The sequence below is a fragment of the Zoogloea sp. genome, from assembly GCF_028693495.1.
Taxonomy (GTDB): Bacteria; Pseudomonadota; Gammaproteobacteria; order Burkholderiales; family Rhodocyclaceae; genus Zoogloea.
Window position 1 is genome coordinate 23,370 of sequence record NZ_JAQUVG010000020.1, and the last position, 15,540, is coordinate 38,909.

The 15,540-nt window shown below is 63.9% G+C and carries 14 protein-coding genes; 8 read left to right on the forward strand and 6 right to left on the reverse strand.

Annotated features, from left to right (window positions below):
• The first annotated feature begins 96 nt into the window (after window positions 1–96).
• Together PHD22_RS05415 and PHD22_RS05420 are read left to right on the forward strand one after the other, a co-directional pair.
• Window positions 97–1,548, forward strand: a complete 1,452-nt coding sequence (locus PHD22_RS05415; protein ID WP_299863400.1) for an autotransporter outer membrane beta-barrel domain-containing protein — start codon at window positions 97–99, stop codon at window positions 1,546–1,548.
• A 29-nt stretch (window positions 1,549–1,577) separates the two neighbouring features.
• Complete coding sequence (locus PHD22_RS05420; protein WP_299863403.1) at window positions 1,578–1,973, forward strand: hypothetical protein; 396 nt, start codon at window positions 1,578–1,580, stop codon at window positions 1,971–1,973.
• Between the two features lie 66 nt (window positions 1,974–2,039).
• Here PHD22_RS05420 and gatB read toward each other — a convergent pair whose 3' ends face one another.
• From gatB to gatC, 4 genes are all read right to left on the reverse strand, one after another.
• Window positions 2,040–3,500 carry an Asp-tRNA(Asn)/Glu-tRNA(Gln) amidotransferase subunit GatB gene (gatB, locus tag PHD22_RS05425; RefSeq protein ID WP_299863406.1) on the reverse strand — a complete coding sequence of 487 codons (1,461 nt, stop codon included), beginning with the start codon at window positions 3,498–3,500 and terminating at the stop codon, window positions 2,040–2,042.
• Window positions 3,501–3,522: 22 nt separating this feature from the next.
• Window positions 3,523–4,041, reverse strand: a complete 519-nt coding sequence (locus tag PHD22_RS05430; RefSeq protein ID WP_299863409.1) for a hypothetical protein — start codon at window positions 4,039–4,041, stop codon at window positions 3,523–3,525.
• A gap of 7 nt (window positions 4,042–4,048) precedes the next feature.
• The gene (gatA, locus tag PHD22_RS05435; protein ID WP_299863411.1) at window positions 4,049–5,503 is read right to left on the reverse strand and encodes an Asp-tRNA(Asn)/Glu-tRNA(Gln) amidotransferase subunit GatA; all 1,455 of its coding nucleotides are present in this window, start codon (window positions 5,501–5,503) and stop codon (window positions 4,049–4,051) included.
• Between the two features lie 64 nt (window positions 5,504–5,567).
• Window positions 5,568–5,855, reverse strand: coding sequence for an Asp-tRNA(Asn)/Glu-tRNA(Gln) amidotransferase subunit GatC (gene gatC / locus PHD22_RS05440; RefSeq protein ID WP_299863414.1), 288 nt, complete (start codon window positions 5,853–5,855; stop codon window positions 5,568–5,570).
• Between the two features lie 109 nt (window positions 5,856–5,964).
• Between gatC and PHD22_RS05445 the strand changes: the two genes are divergently transcribed.
• The 6 genes from PHD22_RS05445 to PHD22_RS05470 all read left to right on the forward strand — a co-directional run bounded on the left by PHD22_RS05445 (window position 5,965) and on the right by PHD22_RS05470 (window position 12,741).
• Complete coding sequence (locus PHD22_RS05445) at window positions 5,965–7,008, forward strand: rod shape-determining protein (RefSeq protein ID WP_299863416.1); 1,044 nt, start codon at window positions 5,965–5,967, stop codon at window positions 7,006–7,008.
• A gap of 122 nt (window positions 7,009–7,130) precedes the next feature.
• Complete coding sequence (gene mreC / locus PHD22_RS05450; protein ID WP_299863418.1) at window positions 7,131–8,039, forward strand: rod shape-determining protein MreC; 909 nt, start codon at window positions 7,131–7,133, stop codon at window positions 8,037–8,039.
• 3 nt (window positions 8,040–8,042) lie between these two features.
• Window positions 8,043–8,564 carry a rod shape-determining protein MreD gene (gene mreD / locus PHD22_RS05455; protein WP_299863420.1) on the forward strand — a complete coding sequence of 174 codons (522 nt, stop codon included), beginning with the start codon at window positions 8,043–8,045 and terminating at the stop codon, window positions 8,562–8,564.
• A 3-nt stretch (window positions 8,565–8,567) separates the two neighbouring features.
• A complete protein-coding gene (gene mrdA, locus PHD22_RS05460) occupies window positions 8,568–10,478 on the forward strand; it encodes a penicillin-binding protein 2 (RefSeq protein WP_299863421.1) in 1,911 nt (636 codons plus the stop codon).
• Between the two features lie 47 nt (window positions 10,479–10,525).
• Window positions 10,526–11,614 (forward strand): rod shape-determining protein RodA, encoded by a 1,089-nt coding sequence (gene rodA, locus PHD22_RS05465; RefSeq protein ID WP_299863435.1) that lies wholly within the window; start codon window positions 10,526–10,528, stop codon window positions 11,612–11,614.
• Window positions 11,615–11,655: 41 nt separating this feature from the next.
• Complete coding sequence (locus tag PHD22_RS05470; protein ID WP_299863423.1) at window positions 11,656–12,741, forward strand: septal ring lytic transglycosylase RlpA family protein; 1,086 nt, start codon at window positions 11,656–11,658, stop codon at window positions 12,739–12,741.
• A gap of 67 nt (window positions 12,742–12,808) precedes the next feature.
• On the opposite strand, the gene PHD22_RS05475 is transcribed toward PHD22_RS05470, so the two are convergent.
• Together PHD22_RS05475 and PHD22_RS05480 are read right to left on the reverse strand one after the other, a co-directional pair.
• Window positions 12,809–13,168, reverse strand: coding sequence for a hypothetical protein (locus PHD22_RS05475; protein WP_299863426.1), 360 nt, complete (start codon window positions 13,166–13,168; stop codon window positions 12,809–12,811).
• Window positions 13,169–13,191: 23 nt separating this feature from the next.
• Window positions 13,192–15,540: TonB-dependent receptor (locus PHD22_RS05480; protein WP_299863429.1), on the reverse strand; the 2,349-nt coding region annotated here is incomplete at its 5' end.

The window sequence follows — 15,540 nt, forward strand, 5'->3', positions numbered from 1 at the left end:
CGGCATGACTGATCAGGCAAGATCATCCCTGTTGATGCATCTCGGTGGCCTTGCTGCTGTCAGCCCTTCGAGATGTTCATCGCAGGAGTGGTGAAGGTGTCCTCTAAGATCAGGCTGCAACATGCAATTGCGATTGCCTCGGTGTGTTGTGTACCGGGGGCATGGGCGGACTCGGAAGTGAGTCTGAATGGCGGGGCGTTTCAGGCTGCGTCATCACCCGTGACCGTGTTTCAGGGTAATGCCAGCACCTTGCAGAATGCCGCAGCGGCTGTCGAGCGGGGCGCGCAGTCCGACTCCTGGATCGATCAGGCGGGCTATTACAACCGGGCTGCCTCGGTGCAGCTGGGCTCTGCCTCGGAACAGAACGTCAAATACAGCGATCTTTACCAGCAAGGTCGCTTCAATCGTGGACTGATCGCTCAGGTCGGGCAGACCGCGACCGATACCCAGAGCATCAATACCAAACAGACTGGCGATGGCGCGACCAATGCGCTGTTCACGTTCCAGACTTCCGCCAATCCTGCCGATTGGGATCGTGTCGATGCGGCCTGGGCCAGTCTTGATTTGGCCCAGGCAAAAACGGTAGCGCACAACTTTATCCATGCGCCGGAGCTCTCGCGTGGCCAGGTACGGATGGCCGAGGATGTGGCGATGCAGTTCATTTCCGGTCTGGCTCAGCAACAGGATATCGACCGCTTTGCCCCGCAGGGCACGGGAGCGGGGCCGGGTTTCGTCATGCTCAATTACGGCAAATCGCGCCGGGACGACGTGCTGGGTGCCTTGGGTTATCGACAGCACACGCGCGGGTTGACCGTGGGGGTGCGGTACGCACTGACGCCTCAGACCCGGCTGGGGGTGGCGCTGAATGTATCCGATGCTGATGCAGGCCTGCACCAGGACATGGGTTCGGTGGCGACCCGGGCTTATCAGCTTGCCGGTTTCGGGACTCATGCCCGTGGTCCATATCAACTGGACTGGATGCTGAGTTGGGGGCGTTTTGACTTCAATGCCCGGCGCTTTGCCGACGCGATGCGGGTGAGTTCCGATAACCAGGGCCAGGCTTATACCGGGCGCGTGCAGGGGAGTTACTTCCTGCAAGCCGAGCAGGTGCGCTGGGGGCCGTTCGTGTCGGTCACCTACACTCGAGCCACGAGTGATGCCTACAACGAGCAGGGCAACGTGCTGCTGGCTCAGCAGGTAACGAAGGAAGACCGTCGCCGCTTGCTGGGGTCACTGGGTGCCGCGTGGCATCTTGATGGCAAGCTTTCTTCCGGCAGGGCCTTGCGCTCGCATGTCAAGCTCGAGTGGGTTCATGACAAGGGGATTGACAGCCGGGATCATGTTTCGTCCCGTTTTGCCATGGAGCCGGATGTCCAGGTGGTGACCCCGCTGCGCGATTCAGCGCTGGAGCGATATGGAAGGATTTCTGCGGGCATGCAGCTGGCTGTGACGGCGCAGATCGATCTCGTGCTGGCAGGTCAGCACCAATTTGGCAGTCAGAGCTTCAGGCGGGATAACGCCTATCTGGGTTTGTCCTGGGTGTTTTGATTTGACCCCTGCAAACCTTCCCGATCTCCATGCCTGATCTTGCTCAGCGCCTGATCGACAAACTCCGGGCGGAGGGCTGGACGGTTGAGGTTGCGGGGGGTCTCCTGACGGCGAAAAAAACCACCATCAACAGTACATGGCTGTTTGGAAGCCGGCGTGTAGCACACCGGGTGTGCGTGCGCATCGATGCGCAGTCACACGCGGTGCGTGTTCAGGAGCTTGCCAAAGAGACTGTCGTCGGCATTCCGCCGCCAAGTTTCAGCGTCACTCGCAGTACGCAGACCGGATTGGTCTTTTCCGAAGCGCGCAGGGAGCGGGGATTCGGCGGTGGGGGAGACGCCAATTATGGCGAACTGCATGCCTGGCTGACGGAGGAGTGCACGCGTATCGGGTGGGTTTGCGAAACAACAATGGGCCAACCCTGAGATTCTGCGCCCTGCCACTTCTCGGGTCGAGCAGGCGGCGGGGCGTCAGTCCGGGCGGCAGGGCTGTCAGCCCAGTTTTTTCTTCAGCAACTCATTTACCTGGGCCGGGTTGGCCTTGCCCCTGGAGGCCTTCATGCACTGGCCGACGAGGGCGTTGAAGGCCTTTTCCTTGCCGGCCCGGTATTCATCCACCGATTTCTGGTTGGCGGCCAGGACCTCGTCGATGATCGCCTCGATGGCGCCCGTGTCGGTGACCTGCTTGAGGCCCTGGGCTTCGATGATAGCGTCCGCCGACTCCCCCTCCTTGTTCCACAGGGCCTCGAAAATCTTCTTGGCGATGGCGTTGGAAATGGTGTTGTCGGCGATGCGGGCCACCAGGCCGGCCAGTTGCGCGGCGCTCACCGGGCTGGTGCCGATGTCCAGCTCAGCCTTGTTGAGGCGCGCGGCGAGTTCGCCCATCACCCAGTTGGCGCAGGTCTTGGCATTGGCCACACCGGCAGCGGCGACGGCGTCCAGGTAGAACTGGGCGACTTCGCGGCTGGCGGTAAGGGTGGCAGCGTCGTAGGCCGACAGGCCGTGTTCGCTTTGGAAGCGGGCTGACAGGGCGCCAGGCAGTTCCGGCATCTCGCCCTTTACCCGCGCGATCCAGTCCGCGTCGATCACCAGCGGCAGCAGGTCGGGATCGGGGAAGTAACGATAGTCGTGGGCGTCTTCCTTGCTGCGCATGGCGCGGGTTTCGCCGCTGTCCGGATCGAACAGTACGGTAGCCTGCTGGACCGTGCCGCCGTCTTCGATCAGCTCGATCTGCCACTGAGCCTCGTAGTCGATGGCCTGCTGCAGGAAGCGGAAGCTGTTGAGGTTCTTGATCTCGCGGCGGGTGCCGAACCCGGTCTGACCGCGGGGGCGCACGGAGACGTTGGCGTCACAGCGGAAGGAGCCCTCCTGCATGTTGCCGTCGCAGATGTCGATCCAGCGGACCAGGGCGTGCAGGGCCTTGGCATAAGCCACAGCTTCGCTTGATGAGCGCATCTCGGGTTCGGAGACGATTTCCAGGAGTGGCGTGCCGGCCCGGTTGAGGTCGATCCCAGTCATCCCGTGGAAGTCTTCGTGCAGGCTCTTTCCGGCATCTTCTTCCAGGTGGGCGCGGGTCAGGTTGACCACCTTTTCATAATGGCCACCCTTGCCGTCCGGCACCATCAGGGTGATCTGGCCACCCACCACCACAGGCAGTTCGTACTGGCTGATCTGGTAGCCCTTGGGGAGATCCGGGTAGAAATAGTTCTTGCGGGCGAAGACACTCTTCGGTGCCACTGCGGCGCCGATGGCCAGGCCGAAGCGGATGGCCCGCTCGACCGCACCCCGGTTGAGTACCGGCAGTACGCCGGGCAGGGCGATGTCCACGGCGCAGGCCTGGGCGTTGGGCTCGGCTCCGAAGGCGGTGCTGGCACCGGAGAAGATCTTGGATCGCGTGTTGAGCTGGGTATGCACTTCCAGCCCGATGACGACTTCCCAGTCGGTTCTGCTCATGTTTGCTCTCTAATGTGCGTGTTCAGTCGCATTTGCCCGTGGGCTTGTCGATCAGCAGGGGCCACACGTAATCGTGGGCGCTGGAGGGGGAGCACAGGTGATGACAGCCGGCAAAGGCCACAGTGATCTGTTCGCCCTGCTCCCACATGCGGACCCTGCAGTCGCGCTTGCCCTTGAGCTCGATGGAGGGCAGGGCCTGAGTCTGCTCGAACTGGGCCAGATCGTAGCGGCAGGAGCCGCGCCTGGGCATCACAAGTTCGATGTTCATGGCCTTGACCTTGGAGTTCTCCACATCCACCCGCGCCTTGCCGAAGTTGCCGGTCTCGTCCCTGAAACTGCACTGGGTGGCCACGGTGAAGGTGCGCAGGGGCATGGGCTTGAGCCGGCGCGTGCTTTCCGGAAAGCCGCTGGCGGCGGCCGGGCTGGCGACCTGGGGCGCTCCGGCCGGCGGTGCCGGCTGACGGGCATGCTCGGTGGTGGAGCAGCCGGCCAGCAGGACCAGGGCTGTGACCAGGGGCAGGGCTGTGCGCAGGAGGGTCATGGCTACCTCAGAAACCGGCAGGTACCCGTGCATGCCAGTCGGTGACCTGCTGGAACTGGTGGGCCGCGTTGAGCAGGCGGGCCTCTCCGAAGTAATTTCCAATCAGCTGCAGGCCCACTGGCAGATCACCGCTGCCGAAGCCGGCGGGGTGAGACAGGGCGGGCAGGCCCGCCAGGTTGACAGCGATGGTGTAGATGTCGGAAAGATACATCTGAACCGGGTCGCCGCTCTTCTCGCCGATGCCGAAAGCCACGCTGGGGCTCACTGGGCTGGCGATCACGTCGCACTTCTGGAAGGCCGCCTGGAAATCGTTGGCGATCAGGCGGCGGAGCTTCTGGGCCTTGATGTAGTAGGCGTCGTAGTAGCCGTGAGAGAGCACGTAGGTGCCTACCAGGATGCGGCGCTTGACTTCGTCACCGAAGCCCTGGGCCCGGCTCTTGCAGTACATGTCGTTGAGATCGCTGTAGTCTGCAGCCCGGTGACCATAGCGCACGCCGTCGAAGCGGCTCAGGTTGGAGCTGGCCTCTGCCGGGGCGATCACGTAATAGGCGGGGATCGCCAGGCGGGCGTTGGGCAGGCTCACTTCCACGGTGGTGGCGCCCAGCTTGCGGTATTCGGCGATGGCCGCATCCACGGCGGCGCGCACGTCATCGGACATGCCTGCGGCGAAGAATTCCGTGGGCAGGCCCACGCGCAGCCCGGCCAGGGGCTTGTCGAGGGCTGCGCTGTAATCCTCGGTATCGCGCTCGAGGCTGGTGGAGTCGCGGGGGTCGTGGCCGCTCATGGCCGACAGCAGCAGGGCGCAGTCCTCGGCGCTGTAGCCGAAGGCGCCGCCCTGGTCCAGGGAGGAAGCGTAGGCGATCATGCCGTAGCGGGACACGGTGCCGTAGGTCGGTTTAATGCCGGTGATGCCGCACAGGGAGGCGGGTTGCCGGATGGATCCGCCCGTGTCGGTGCCGGTGGCGATGGGTACCAGGCGTGCCGCGACGGCCGCCGCCGAGCCGCCGGAGGATCCGCCGGGTACGGTGTCGGTGTGCCACGGGTTGCGGGTCGGCCCGAAGTGGGAGTTTTCGTTGGAGGAGCCCATGGCGAACTCGTCCATGTTGGTCTTGCCGACCATTACTGCGCCGGCCTGTCTGAGCAGGGTGACCACGTGGGCGTCGTAGGGGCTGACGAAGTTGGCGAGCATTTTCGAGCCGCAGGTAGTCCGCACGCCTTCGGTGCAGAACACGTCCTTGTGGGCCAGGGGAATGCCGGTGAGCGGGCCAGCGGTGCCGGCGGCGATGCGTTGGTCGGCGGCGCGGGCCGCGGTCAGGGCGCCTTCCCGATCCACCGTGACGAAGGCGTTGACCTTCGGATTGCGGGCCTCGATGCGGGCCAGGCTTTCGGTGGCGAGTTCGACGGCGGAGACCTTCCGGTCACGGAGGGCCGCGGCGATGTCCTTGAGGCTGGAGTCGATCATGTGCGTGCGTTTGAGTGCGGTGCAGGCGCCGGTCGGGCTGGCGCCGGGAGTGTGCGGGAGCGGCTTATTCGATGACCTTGGGAACCAGGTAGAGGCCCGCTTCGGTCTGGGGGGCAACGTTCTGGAAGGTATTGCGGCGGTTGCTCTCGGTGACGGCATCCTCGCGCAGACGCTGGGCCAGCTCCTGAGGATGGCTCATGGGCTCGACCCCGTCGGTGTTCACGGCCTGCATTTCCTCGATGAGGCCGAAAATTCCGTTCAGTTTGGACTGGGTGGCTTCGGCCTCGCCGTCGGCGAGTTCGATCCGGGCGAGCTTGGCGATGTGGCGCACTTCGTCGAGGGAGAGGGACATGGCTTTTTACAAAGTTGCTTAAACGACAAAGGTTTGTAGGTTATCATAAGCGATTCTGTTGCCCCAATTCCCACCTTCTTTTCAACGGTTTTTCCGGGATTTTTCTCCGATGTTTGGTTCCTTGCGCTCCTATTTTTCGAACGATCTCGCGATCGATCTCGGCACCGCCAACACCCTGATCTACGTTCGCGGCAAGGGAATCGTCCTCGACGAACCGTCTGTTGTTGCCATCCGCACCGAAGGTGGTCCCAATGCCAAGAAAACCATCCTCTCGGTCGGGATGTCCGCCAAGCAGATGCTGGGCAAGACTCCCGGCAACATCACTGCCATCCGTCCCATGAAGGACGGGGTGATTGCCGACTTCACGGTCACCGAGCAGATGCTCAAGCAGTTCATCAAGAAGGTGCATGACACCCGCCTGTTTTCACCCAGTCCGCGCATCATTATCTGCGTGCCCTGTGGTTCGACCCAGGTGGAGCGCCGGGCGATCCGCGAATCTGCGCTCGGTGCCGGTGCCAGCAATGTCTACCTGATTGAAGAGCCGATGGCGGCGGCCATCGGCGCCGGCATGCCGGTGGCCGACGCCACCGGCTCCATGGTCGTCGATATTGGTGGCGGCACCACCGAGGTGGGGGTGATCTCCCTGGGCGGCATGGTGTATGCCGGTTCCATCCGCGTGGGTGGGGACAAGTTCGACGAATCCATCGTCAATTACATCCGTCGCAACTACGGCATGCTGATCGGCGAAACCACCGCCGAAGCCATCAAGAAGGGTATCGGTTCGGCCTTTCCGGGTTCCGAAGTGCAGGAAATGGAAGTCAAGGGCCGTAATCTGGCGGAGGGTATCCCGCGGGCGTTCACCATTTCCTCCAACGAGATCCTCGAGGCTCTGACCGAACCCCTCAATCAGATCGTTTCTGCGGTCAAGATTGGTCTGGAGCAGACCCCCCCCGAGCTGGGCGCCGACATTGCCGAGCGGGGCATGGTCCTGACCGGCGGCGGTGCGCTGCTGCGTGATCTGGACCGGCTCCTCATGGAAGAGACCGGTCTGCCGGTCATCGTTGCCGAAGACCCGCTCACCTGCGTTGTACGTGGTTCCGGGATGGCCCTTGAAAAGATGGATCAGCTCGGCTCCATCTTCACCAGCGAATAAAGATCCGGTCGAGCGGCCCGGTGCCGGCGGTGAGCGTCCTGTGCGTCTCGGTCCGACGGCACCCTCTACCCGGGCTCTGTCCGGGTGTTGCTGTTGGTCAGACGAGCTGAGCGAAACGCCCGATGGTCGGTCATTCACCTCCCCCCTTCTTCAAGCGTGGCCCGGCGCCACGAGTGAAGCTCGCCTTTTTTCTGGTGCTGTCCCTGAGCATCCTGATCAGCGATATCAATCTGCGCTATCTGGAAGCCTTTCGCCAGGGCTTGTCAGTGCTGGCTTATCCCTTGCAGATGGCAGCGGCCACACCAGCGGATTTCGTCCGTAATGCCTCCAACTACTTTGCCTCCCTGGTCCGCTTGCAGATCGAGAACAAGGATCTCAAGGCGATGCAGTTGGAAGGTGCGGAACGCATGTTGCGGCTGGAGCAGGTGGAGCAGGAGAATGCCCGCCTGCGTGCCCTGCTGGAATCCCGGCCGCGCCAGCAGGTCAGGTCCATCGTGGCCGAGATCATGTACACCGCGAAGGATCCTTTCTCCCGCAAGGTGGTCCTCGACAAGGGCGCCCAGGCCGGCATCGAGCCGGGGCAGGCGGTGGTGGATGATGCCGGTGTGATCGGCCAGATCACCCGGGTCTTCCCCATGCAGTCAGAGCTGACCCTGCTGACCGACAAGGACCAGGCGATTCCGGTGCTGCTGGTCCGCAGCGGCCTCCGGGCGGTGCTGTTCGGGTCGGGAGACGGCCTGATGGAGTTGCGCTACCTGGCCGCGAACGCCGATGTGCAGCCTGGCGACAAGGTGGTCACGTCCGGTCTTGATGGCCTTTTCCTGCCCGGTTTGCCGGTGGCGACGGTGGCCCGGGTGGAACGTGATCAGGCCCAGACCTTTGCCCGCATTCCCTGCCTGCCGGCTGCCGGGGTGGAGAGTTTTACCCACGTTCTGGTGCTGGGTAACCGTGAAGCTCTGCCGCCCCGGCCACCGGAGCCGGTCGTCATCAACAAGGGCAAGGGGCGCAAGGCCCGGGCCGCGAAGGAGTAGGCCATGCAGCCGACCAACCGTTCGAGCCGCATCCTGCTGCCGGTCAAGATGTGGTTCGTGTACCTGACCCTCTTCGCTGCCCTGTTCCTCAATTACATTCCCACGGGGCATCTGCCGGCGGTGCCCGATTTCGTGGCCCTCGTGCTGGCTTTCTGGTGTGTCCGGGAGCCCCTCAAGATCGGCATCGGGGCGGGTTTTGTCTTTGGTCTGATGACCGATATCGGGGTAGGGGCCGCGTTGGGTCAGCATGCCTTTGCCTACGTGCTGCTGGCTTATGCGGCTAACGAACTGTCCCGGCGGGTGTTGTGGTTCACTCCGGTGGAGCAGGCGCTGCACGTGCTGCCCCTGCTGTTCCTGTCCCAGGCGATGATGGTGGTTGTCCGTTTGCTGGCGGGGGCCGAGTTCCCCGGCTGGTGGATGTTCTTTGGCAGTTTCGTTGCTGCCTTGCTGTGGATTCCCCTCCATTACGTGCTGCTGTTGCCCCAGCACCGGCCGGTGGATCGGGATGAGAACAGGCCGATCTAGTCCATGACTGCCGTCCGTACCCCTGAACAGGATCTGGCCCGCTTTCGTGCCCGGCTGGCGGTGGCCGGGGTGGTGGTGTTCGTCTGTTTCGGGCTGTTGGTGGCGCGTTTTTTTTACCTTCAGGTCGTGCGCTACGATTACTACTCCACCCGGGCCGAGGATAACCGTATCTCCCTGGTGCCCATCGTGCCCAACCGGGGCTTGATCACGGACCGCAATGGTACGGTACTGGCCCGCAACTACTCGGCCTATACCCTGGAGATCACCCCGTCCAAGGTGGCTGACCTGGATGCGACGATTGAGGCACTGTCGCAGCTGGTGGATATCCAGCCCAAGGACCGGCGACGCCTGAAGAAATTGATGGATGAGTCCAAAAGTTTCGAATCCCTGCCCATCCGCAACCGTCTGTCGGACGAGGAGGTGGCTCGTTTCATCGCCCAGCGTTATCGTTTTCCGGGGGTCGAGCTCAAGGCCCGACTGTTCCGCGATTATCCGATGGGCAGCTTTGCCTCCCATGTGATCGGTTATATCGGGCGGATCAACGACAAGGATCTGGCTCGTATCGAGGAAAGCGACGAGGCGGCCAACTATCGGGGGACGGACCATATCGGCAAATCCGGTCTGGAAAAAAGCTACGAGACAGCCCTCCACGGGCTTACCGGCTTCGAGGAGGTCGAGGTGGACTCGGGCGGCCGGGCGGTCCGCCTGCTGCGTCGAACGCCGGCGGTACCCGGCAATAACGTGGTGCTGACTCTGGATCTGAAGCTTCAGGAAATTGTCGAGAAGGCCTTTGGCAACCGGCGTGGGGCCCTGGTGGCGATCGAACCTGCCACCGGGGGCGTACTGGCGATGGTGTCCACGCCCACCTTTGACCCCAACCTGTTCGTGGATGGGATTGCACCTCCCGACTGGGATCAGCTCAATACCAACCCCGACAAGCCGCTCCTTAACCGGGCGATTTACAGTGCTTATCCGCCGGGCTCCACCTTCAAGCCGTTCATGGCTCTGGGTGCGCTCACCACCGGTAAGCGGACGCCCGGTTACGTGATGGGGGATCCGGGCTATTTCAATTACGGGGGCCACCGTTTCATGGATGACAAGGTGGGCGGACACGGGAGCGTGGACATCTACAAGTCCATCGTCGTGTCCTGCAACACCTTCTATTACGTGCTGGCCAACGACATGGGGATCGATGCCATCGCCAACTTCCTGCGCCCCTTTGGCTTTGGCCAGCGTTCCGGCATCGATCTGCCTGGTGAGGCGACGGGCGTGCTGCCCTCGCCGGAGTGGAAGAAGCAGCGTTTCAAGCGGCCTGAGCAGCAGAAGTGGTTTGGCGGCGAGACCATCTCCGTGGGCATTGGTCAGGGGTACAACGCCTACACCCCGCTGCAGGTAGCCTCGGCGCTGGGGGCTCTGGTCAATGATGGTGTGCTGTATCGTCCCCACCTGGCCCGCTACGTGGTGGATGCCAAAACGGGCGCGAGGCGCACCATCGAGCCTCAGCCCTTGCGGACTATTCCCCTCAAGCAGGCTCACATTGACCTCATCAAGCGGGCCATGGTGGGGGTGAACAAGGCGGGTACGGGGGCGCGGGCCTTTGCCGGGGCACCCTATGAGGTGGGCGGCAAGACGGGTACGGCCCAGGTCTTCTCCCTCAAGGGAGCCAAGTACGTTGAGGGCCGGCTGGCGGAGCGTTTGCGGGATCATTCCTGGTTCATCGCTTTCGCACCCGCCGACAAGCCGAAGATAGCCCTGGCCGTGCTGGTGGAAAACGGTGGTTTCGGCGCCCAGTCCGCAGCGCCGATTGCCCGTCAGGCCCTGGATTATTATCTCCTCGGGAAGGTGCCTGCCGGCATTGCGCCGGAGGATCCGGCCGGGGTCGAGTCTGCCGACGATGAGGAGCATGCGCATTGAGCCCCCGTCTCGATCCCCGCACCTGGCTGCGCTACCTGCTTGCGCCGATGGATGGCCCCCTGCTGCTGCTGATGCTGGCCCTCGCAGGCTATGCGGGCATCGTGATGGTCAGCGCGTCGCCCGAGCGTCTGCCGTTGGTGGCGGTAAACACCTCCATTGCCTTTACCTCCATGTGGATCGCGGCCAAGATTCCGCCCCAGCGAATGATGAGCATTGCCTTGCCGCTGTATGGCCTTGGGCTGCTGCTGCTGGTGGCGGTCGCCTTGTTTGGCGAGATTTCCAAGGGTGCCCAGCGCTGGCTGCATATCGGGGTGACCCGCATCCAGCCCTCCGAACTGATGAAAATCGCCATGCCTCTGACCCTGGCCTGGTACTTCCAGACCCGGGAGGGGATGATCCGCGGTCGTGATTTCCTGATTGCCGGTGCCTTGCTGGCCGTGCCGGTGCTGATGATCGCCAAGCAGCCGGACCTGGGGACTTCCATCCTGGTCGCGGCATCCGGTTTCTTCGTGCTGTTTTTTGCTGGCTTGAGCTGGAAGCTGATCCTGCCGGTAGCGATCGTCGGTGTTGTCGGTATCGGCTCCATCGTGGCCACCGGCGACATCATTTGCAAGCCAGGGGTTGAATGGCCGGGCCTGCGGGAATATCAGAAACATCGGGTGTGCACCCTGCTGGATCCCACCTCCGATCCCCTTGGCAAGGGCTTTCACATCATCCAGTCCACCATAGCCATCGGCTCCGGGGGGATGACCGGCAAGGGCTGGGGGGCCGGCACCCAGACCCATCTGGACTTCCTGCCCGAGCGCCACACCGACTTCATCTTCGCGGTGATGACTGAGGAATTTGGGCTGGCGGGCGCCCTGCTTGTTGTAGTACTCTACATCCTATTGATTTTACGCGGCCTTTTTATTGCCGCAGGTGCCCCGACCCTGTTCTCGCGCCTTCTGGCAGGCGCCCTGACGCTGATCTTCTTTACTTATGCGTTTGTGAACATGGGGATGGTGAGCGGAATTCTCCCCGTTGTCGGGGTTCCGCTGCCCTTTGTCAGTTACGGTGGCACTGCTCTCGTTACCCTGTGTCTGGGGGTTGGAATGCTCATGAGCATCCAGCGCCACCGGCGCCGGGTAGGAACCTGAACCTGCGCGCGCTTGCCGCGCGCGCCCGAGCAGGAAAGCATATGCCCCCTGTAGCGACCCTTCGTCGCGCGGCCTTTCGGCTGGCGCCCCTGTGTAGTGCCCTCCTGCTGGCGGCCTGTGCCAGTACGCCGCCGGTATCCCTTGCAGAGGCTGCTGACGGCCAGCTTCTGCCGTTCGCCCGGACGGGTCTCCGGTCGGCGGATCCGGCGCGGGTCCTGGCCAGTCCGTTCCGCTTCGACCGCCAGGACGAGGACGCTGCCGATGCCAGTGATCTCCTGGAGGCTCCCCGCTATGAAAAGGAAGACTACTCCCTCGGGAGTGGTGTGGCCCTGGGCAATAGCGGCAGCAGCTTCCGGGAAAAGGGCGCGGCCAGCTGGTATGGCAAGGCTTTTCACGGCAAGCGCACCTCCAGCGGTGAAGGCTTCGACATGTACGCCATGACCGCAGCCCATCCGACACTGCCCATTCCCAGTTACGTCCGGGTCACCAACCTGGCTAATGGGCGTTCTGCGGTGGTGCGCATCAATGACCGGGGCCCCTTCCATCCGGGCCGGATTATTGATCTCTCCTATGCAGCGGCCCACAAACTGGGCTACGCGGAAAAGGGACACGCTCAGGTGGAACTGGCCCTGATCCTGCCTGAAGGTGTTTCCGTGGTGGAGGGGCGCAAGGTGCCGCCCGTGCGTCGTGCGCGCTCCACTCCCCCGGTGGCTCTGGCTCAGGTGCCCGCCCGTACGATGCCGCCGGCTCAGGCCACACCGGCTGCGCCGGTCGTGCTTGCTACCACCACCCCGCCGGCCCCCGCAGAGACACGCCGTGCGCTAGCGCCCCTCGCTGGTGCAGCCGGGAACGGTGGAGCGCTTGTGTCGGCGGTTCCATCGCTGCCCCGTGCCGAGCACCAGGTCTTCCTGCAATTGGGTACCTTTGGGTCGCTGGGTAACGCCGAGACCTTCAAGAGTTTTGTTGAGCATGAACTCAAGGGTCTGCAGGAGTCCATCTCGGTTCTGGCGGCCGACGGCAAGTACCGCCTCCACCTGGGACCTTTCCCCTCGGTTCCGGATGCCAGATCCTTTGCGGAGCGGATTGCGGTCACGCTCAAGCTCAGACCGGCGCTCATCCAGCGCTGACTGGCGGCGGGCGGCTGCCCCGCTGCGCCATGGCGGCGCACGGGGAGCCCCCTTCATCAGGCGGGGGTTACGGCGGCGTGCAGCCGGCGGGTGTCCAGACCTTGACCCACACGCCGTTGATCACGACGTAGGTATAGCCCGTGCACGGTACGCCTGTTTCTCGGGTGCTCTGGCGGGTCTGGGCGCCTTCCTGCTGTTCCGGGCAGGGGGGAAGGCTGTGGGCCTTGTTGCCGCCGATGACACAGCCGCCGGTGGTTTTTCCCGAGCTGTCGAGGGTGATGAGTTCGCCGTTCTTGCCGAGGATGAGGGCACCGGCAATGTCGGACGGTGCCAGTTGCCCTTTGGTGTGACTGGAAAGACTCCCGGCCTGGGCCGGCAGCGCGGAGGCCAGCAGGATCAGCAAGGTGGCGGCAGGCAGTAGTTTCACTTGGGGCTCCTGGATAAACGGTGTTAGAAACGCAGGGATGCCTGGAGCAGTACTGTCCGCCGCGGGTAGAACAGGGGGGGGCGGGGGTCTCCAGCGCGGTCGGCATTATGCATGACGACTTGCTGGTCGAACAGGTTGTAGATGCCCAGGGTGGCACTGAGATGCTTGCCTGACAGGGGGCGTGAAGCGCGCAGGTTGGTGACCGTGAAGGTTGAACGGGCGCTGGCTTCGGTGGTGAAGGGGCCGGTCATGGGATCGGAGCTCTGGGAGGTCTGCTTGCCGTTCTGGCGTACAACCCAGTGCTCCAGGAGCGTATCCACGCTGCCCAGCCTGCTCCACAGCCGCAGGGGCAGCAGATCGGTGCGCAGGGTATGGGGATTGTTCGAGAGAACTTCCGAACCTTCATAACGGAAGGTTTCCCGGCGCCACTCGGCGCTCAGGGCAAAACGATCTCCTACGGGAATGGAGATATGAGCCCGGTGCAGGCTTTCATGCCAGGGGGCCAGCTGAGGACCCAGGAGGGAGGACAGCCTGCGCTCCGAGAGTTCCAGGCCGGCACGGATACCGCCAGCGAAGCGCTGATCCACGGCCACGGCAGCCCGGCGCCAGCGGCTGCCGGCCATATCGTCAAAGACCTGATTGAACCCGGCAAACTGGGTGGGCGCCAGGCTTTCCCGGTCGAACTTCGAACCGGAGGTGCCCTGGAAGAAAGCGCCCCGGAGTGTCGTCCCTTCCCTGGGGGTGGCCACGATGCCCAGTTTGCTGTTGATCCGTTCGCTGTGGGTGCTTTCGGGGAGTGCCAGCCGTGCGTATTCGGCTCCCCCATGCAGGGTGAGGGCCGGATGGATGCGCCATTGACCGTAGCTGAACACGCTGTCCCGGTCGGATGTGGTGTGGACCGAGGGCTGCGCGAATCCACTGGCGGTCGCGCTTCCGTCGTAGGTCATCCGGAAAACCGAGCCTCCCAAGGCCAGGGCGTGACCTGGGGTGTTGCGGGAGTAGGCGAGGGACAGCCCCCGGGTGCGGATGTCCCCAGCGCTGTCCAGTGCGAGGTCGGTGATGAGCAGGTCCTGGTCTCTGGTGCGAACGCGCTGGGTGTTGGCCTCCAGCACCAGATCCTCGCTGGCACTGAGGGTATGCCGCAGGGCAATCCGTCCCAGGTCGTTCAGGACATTCTGGAGGGTTTTCAACGGGCCGCTCTCGAAGAGGCCCTGGCTGGTACTCCCCCCGCTTCTTTCCGTATGGCGGTACTCCGCCAGCAGCAGGGTGGCAGGCGTCAGGGCCAGCCTCAGGTCGGCGCGGCTGCCTGCCACCCGGGTTTCTGCCATGCGCGCGTTGATGCTGGCGTTCTGGTAATCAAAGGTCCCAAACGAGACTTGCCCCCGTTCCCAGGCATGGGAGGCCAGCAGGCTGCCGGCGCGGGTATCGTTGTTGCCGGCGCCCAGGGTCGCCGCCAGCCGGGTCGGTTTGCGGTCGAAGAGCGCGGTGGCTTCCTCGGGAGTGACGGCGCGGGGCCCATCGAAGAGGGGCAGGGGCGACATCACGAACTGGGGGGCGAGGGGCCACGCGCCGATGGGCTGACGCAGGTTGGCCTGGAGGAGCTCGGAGAGGCGGGCGCCCTCGAAGCGGGGGGTGTCGGCGTACGCGTCCGCCAGCAGGCGATGGGTTGCCGGACTCTGGGGGTCGTCCTGAAGGGCCTGCAGGGCGATGATCTCGCTGGCTCCGACGAAACCCACCTGCTGATAGGCTGCGCCCAGGCTGGCACTGCGCGCGGCACGGTCCTGGTCGATGAGTACGCTCGGACGGATCACGGCGCGGTTGTCGTTGCGGGCAAGGGCCTCGTCCGCGTTGCGGATGGCGGCCAGGGGCTCTCCTTCCCGGAGCTGGCGGAAGGCTTCAAAGTACCAGGGCGTGGGAGAGGCCGGGTCCAGACGGCGGGCCAGGTCGAACTGATCGCCCGCGACCTTGCTCCGGTCTTCCTCCAGATAGGCGCGGCCCAGGTAGCTGCGCAGCTCGGCATTGGAGGGGTCGAGAAGACCGGCAATCTCCACTTCCCGGCGCCCGGCGGCGGTCTGGCCTTGACGCATGAGGGCAAGACCCAGGCCAAAGCGGGCCAGGGGGTCCGCATCCGATTCGCTGATGATCTGCTGGAAATCTTCCGTGGCGCCTGCGCTTTCTCCTTGCATCAGCCGTGCAAAGGCGGCCAGGCTGCGGGCCCGGGGTGTCTCCGGAGCCAGCAGGAGGGCCTTCCGGGCGGATGCCGCGCCGGCAGCCGCGTCTGCCGTGGCCAGTTCCAGTTCGGCCCGGCGGGCCCACGCCAGGGCGTTGTCGTCCGCCAGGCGAGTTGCTTCCCGGGCGCTCTCCAGGGCCGC